This is a genomic window from Actinophytocola sp., assembly GCF_050699915.1.
Taxonomy (GTDB): domain Bacteria; phylum Actinomycetota; class Actinomycetes; order Mycobacteriales; family Pseudonocardiaceae; genus Actinophytocola.
Map to the genome: position 1 here is coordinate 1 of NZ_JBOHGA010000344.1, position 4,461 is coordinate 4,461.

4 protein-coding genes are annotated in these 4,461 nt (G+C 73.5%); 1 reads left to right on the top strand and 3 read right to left on the bottom strand.

Features of this window, described 5'->3' with window-relative positions; genetic code table 11:
• The 3 genes from ACRDSK_RS32065 to ACRDSK_RS32075 all read right to left on the bottom strand — a co-directional run.
• The coding region (locus tag ACRDSK_RS32065) for a sensor histidine kinase (protein WP_431445157.1) at positions 1 to 914 on the bottom strand (914 nt) is incomplete at its 3' end.
• Positions 915 to 1,160: 246 nt separating this feature from the next.
• The gene (locus tag ACRDSK_RS32070; RefSeq protein WP_431445159.1) at positions 1,161 to 2,141 is read right to left on the bottom strand and encodes a DNA polymerase domain-containing protein; all 981 of its coding nucleotides are present in this window, start codon (positions 2,139 to 2,141) and stop codon (positions 1,161 to 1,163) included.
• A 9-nt stretch (positions 2,142 to 2,150) separates the two neighbouring features.
• On the bottom strand, positions 2,151 to 2,834 hold the full coding sequence (locus ACRDSK_RS32075; RefSeq protein ID WP_431445160.1) for an MOSC domain-containing protein: 684 nt from the start codon (positions 2,832 to 2,834) through the stop codon (positions 2,151 to 2,153).
• 127 nt (positions 2,835 to 2,961) lie between these two features.
• Between ACRDSK_RS32075 and ACRDSK_RS32080 the strand changes: the two genes are divergently transcribed.
• Entirely contained in the window at positions 2,962 to 4,281 is a 1,320-nt protein-coding gene (locus tag ACRDSK_RS32080) for an SWIM zinc finger family protein (protein ID WP_431445161.1), read from the top strand.
• Positions 4,282 to 4,461 lie beyond the last annotated feature (180 nt).

Consider the following 4,461-nt stretch of genomic DNA (forward strand, 5'->3'; position numbering starts at 1 on the left):
GGGATGGGCTGCGCCTCGCCGGCCGCGCGCCGGCTCGGCGCGTCGGCGGGGCGCACCACGGTCTGCGAGCCGGACCACGACTCGCCCGGCAGCTCACAGAGCAGGCCGGTCGGCAGCAGGATGGTGGCGGTCGTACCGTGCGGCGAGCGGCGAGCCAGCCGCACCCGCATGTCGTGGCGGGCGGCCAGCCGGCGCACCACGGCCAGGCCCATGTGGCGCACGGAGTCGTCGTTGAGCCTCGGCGCGTCGGAAAGGCGGCTGTTCAGCTCGTCCACCCGCTCGGCCGGCAGCCCGATGCCGTCGTCCTCGACGCGCATCAGCACGCTGCCGGAGTCGGTGAGGTGCGCGCTGACGCGCACCGTGGTGTCCGGCGGCGACTGCTTCACCGCGTTGTCGAGCAGCTCGGCGACCAGCCGGGACAGGTCGTCCGCGGCGATGCCGACCACGCCCAGCGGAAGCACCCGGCCGATCGAGACGCGCGAGTATCCGTCGATCGACGACATGGCCGCGCGGACCACGTCGACCAGCGACGCGGAGTCGGAGACGGCCTCGCCGGCGTCGCGGCCGGCGAGCACGCGCAGGTTCTCGGCGTTGCGCCGCAGCCGGGTGGCGAGGTGGTCCAGCTTGTAGAGCTCGGTCAGCCGGTCGGGGTCGGCCTCCGACTCCTCCATCGTCTCGAGCAGCGAGAGCAGCGAGTCGACCAGGTTGAGATCACGCAGCGCGATGCTGGCGCAGATGTCGACGACCGCGCCCTCGGGCTCCTGGTGGACCAGCGACTCGCGCGAGCCCTCGATCACCCGCGGCAGAGCCGTCGGCTGGTTACGGGGCGGATCCAGGAACTGGACCGCGGCCACACGGGAGCGTTCGAGCAGGTCGCGGGAGCGTTGGAGCAAGTGCTTCGTGCGGGTGGTCATTGTGTCCCAACGGTTTCTCGTCGCGAGCGGGTGCGGGCCGACTTCGGACGGCGACCCGGACATGTAATCAGACCGGGTAGGCAGTGTCTACGAGTGGTCCCTCCACTATTGCGGACAGTAGTCAAGATTGGAACGTCCACAGTGGAGTGTTCGACACCGGTGACGGGCGACGATGCCGATTTGTTACACGACCGAGTGGTAACTGTCCGTCGTCGTGTACGGATCGCAACCGAGGATGGTGACCTGTCAGCCCTCGGTGGCCTCCTCGGCCTTCTCGGCGGCTCGCTTCCGACGCTTTCCCTCGTGCATCGCGACGACGCGCGCCACCGGAATCTCGTGTCCCTCGGCCACGAGGTCGGCCGGCAGGCGCTGCGGCTCCGGGAGCGCCTCGGCCCACGGGTCGCGGGAGCCGAGCAGGCCGGCGGCGTTGCGCACGGTGAAGTCGCGCGGCACGACATCGTCCGCGTCCTCCCAGGCCACCGGGAACGACACGGGCGCGCCGGGCCGCAGCCGAGGGCTGTACGTGGCGATGACGGTCGCGCCGTGCGCGCGGGTGGAGTCGACGAAGACCTTGCCGCCGCGGTCGGCCTTGACGTAGGCCGTGGTCGCGATGTCCGGGTCGAGGCGCTCGGCACGCGCGGCGATCGCCCGGGTGGCGGCCGCGGCGTCGTCGGGCTCGGTGTCGACGATCGGCACGAACACGTGCACGCCCTTGGCGCCGCTGGTCTTCAGCGCGCCGGCGAGGCCGAGGTCGGCGAGCGCCTGGCGGACGAGCTTCGCGGCGTCGACCGCGTGCCGGAACGAGTCGGAGTCCTCCGGCGGGTCGAGGTCGAGCACCAGGTGCGTCGGCCGGCCCGGGTCGGCGGCGACGAACAGGGTGGCGTGGTACTCGACCGCCCGCTGGTTGGCGAACCAGAGCAGCGTCGGCCGGTCGTCGCACAGGGCGTAGGACACGTCGCGGTGCGAGGCCTCGGCCCAGAGCTTGATCGTGCGGACCCAGTCCGGCGTGTACTTGGGCACGTTCTTCTGCATGAACGGCGCCTGCCCGGGCCGCACCCGCATCACCGACAGCGGCCGGTCGCGCAGCCCCGGCAGGATCCGCTCGCTCACCGCGTCGAGGTAGTCGACCAGGTCGCGCTTGGTGGCGTCGGCGCCGTCGAACAGCGACGCGTCGAGGTTGGTCAGCGGCACGCCGTCCCGAGACTCGTCACTCTTCGATGAGGCCATGCGAACACCTCACCCTGCCGGGCTGTCAAGGTCAACAGGTGCGCGGGCGAGCCGGCGGCGGATGCTCTCGAGGTCCTCGGCCGGCAGGGCCTCGGCCACGAGCAGGCGCGGCAGCAGGTCCGGCTCAGTGGTCATCGCACGGAAGGCGACCTCGACGCTGACGTCGTGGTCGGGACGATGCGCGATGACGACCTCGTCGCCCGCCTGGATCTCCCCCGGCTCGAGCACCCGCAGGTAGGCGCCGGCTCGCGCGGCCGCGGTGAACGTCTTGATCCAGCCGGCCCGCGCCATCCAGCCCTGGAAGGTGCCGCACGGGATCCGCGGGCCGGAGACCTCGAGCAGCAGGTCCGGGCCGACCCGCCAGCGCTCGCCGACCAGCGCGCCGTCCACGTCGAGGCCGACCGTCGTGAGGTTCTCCCCGAACACGCCGCCCGGCAGGTCGCGGCCGAGCCGGGTGGCCCAGACGTCGAGTTCCTCGCGGGCGTAGGCGTAGACGGCCTGGTCGTCGCCGCCGTGGTGGGCGAGGTCGTACACGCGGTCGCCGGCCAGCCCGACGGCGCCGGTGCCCTTAGGCCCGGGGGCGGTCACCGCGACCGGCCCGGCGACCGGCCGCTTGTCGATCCCGGTGAGGGTGATCGCCTTCCACGGGTTGTCCCGGGGCACGCCGACGTTGACGGACTGCAGCACGGCCATGCCAACACGCTATGCGTGCCAGAGGTCGACCACCAGGCGATTTCATGCCGCGCGCGGTGGTCGTCGCGCGCAATTTCCGTCGGTCCACCGGACTAGTGTTGGCCCGCGGCGATCGGAGGAAGCAGGCGTGGGCTCGAGGTGGACTGTGGAGCGGGTGCTCGGGCTCGCCCCGGACGCCGGGGCCGGCCGCGCCGCCCGCGCGCTCGCCCGGCCCCGCCAGTGGTCGGCGCTGGGCAGCAACGAGTCGCTGGTGTGGGGCCGGTGCCAGGGCAGCGCGCGCGAGCCGTACCAGGTCACGGTCGACCTGAACGGGCCCGCCTTCCGGTGCACCTGCCCCAGCCGCAAGCAGCCCTGCAAGCACGGTTTGGCGCTGCTGCTGATGTGGGCGGCCAACGACGGGACGGTGGCCGACCTCGACGCGGCCGCCGACTTCGCACAGGCGTGGGCGCACGACCGGGCCGAGCGGTCCGCACGAGCGGCGGCACGCGAGTCGGGCGGCGCGCCGGACCCGGAGGCGCAGGCCAGGCGGGTGGCCGAGCGGGAGAGCCTGATGAGCGCGGGGCTCGACGAGTTCGAGCGGTGGCTGTTCGACCTGGTGCGCCAGGGGCTCGCGGGCGTGCGCCGGCAGCCGCCTTCGTTCTGGGACGCCGCGGCGGCCCGGCTGGTCGACGCGCAGGTGCCGGGGCTCGCCGAGCGGGTGCGCACGATGGGCAGCGCCGTGCACGTCCGCCCGGACTGGGCGCAGTACCTGCTCGCGCAGCTGGGCCGGTGGTACCTGGCGGTGCGGGCGTGGCGGCGGCGAGCGGCACTGCCGGTGTCGACGATGGGTGACCTGCGTGCGGTGCTGGGCTGGTCGCGGCGCCAGGACGAGGTGCTCGCCGGCGAGCGGACGCGGGACCGCTGGTGGGTCGTCGGGCTGAGCCAGGAGGAGGACGAGCGGCTGCTGTCGCAGCGGACCTGGCTGTACGGCGAGGAGACCGGCGAGGTGGCGGTGCTGCTGGACTTCGCCGCGGCGGGAGGCGCGCTGCGGGTGCCACAGGTGCTGGGCTCGGTGCTCGACGTCGAGCTGGCGCTGTACCCGGGTTCGCCGCCGCGGCGGGCGCTGCTGGCCGACGAGCCGGTGGTCGGTACGGGCTCGGGCTACCCGGCGCCGACGACCGTGCTGGGCGCGTTCGACCTCGCGGCGAGCTGGCAGGCGGGCAACCCGTGGCTGTCCCGGATCCCGATGACGCTGGGCGCGGTGACCGTGGTGCCCGGCCCCGGCGACACCGACGGCGCGGTGCTCGTCGACGTGGACGACACGGCGCTCGTGCTCGCCCCGGACACCGACATCTGGCCACTGCTTGCCGTGTCCGGCGGCCACCGGATCGACCTGTTCGGCGAGTGGTACGACGGTCATCTGCACCCGTGCAGCCTCGCGTCCGACGGCAGGCTGGTTTCCGTATGACGTGGGAGATGTTGCTAAGCACGGCGATGGTGGGCACCGGGCGGCGCGCGGTGCCGCCGGACCTGCTCGCCGGGGTCACCGAACAGTCCGAAGTGGACGGCTTGGCCGCCGGCGACGGTCCGGAGGCGACGGTGCTCGCCGCGGCGGCCGTGCTCGGGGCGTACCGGCGCGCCGGGTGGC

Coding starts and splice junctions, on each gene's coding strand:
- ACRDSK_RS32070 (WP_431445159.1), bottom strand. CDS start 2,141: ATGGCCTCATCGAAGAGTGACGAGTCTCGGGACGGCGTGCCGCTGACC.
- ACRDSK_RS32075 (WP_431445160.1), bottom strand. CDS start 2,834: ATGGCCGTGCTGCAGTCCGTCAACGTCGGCGTGCCCCGGGACAACCCG.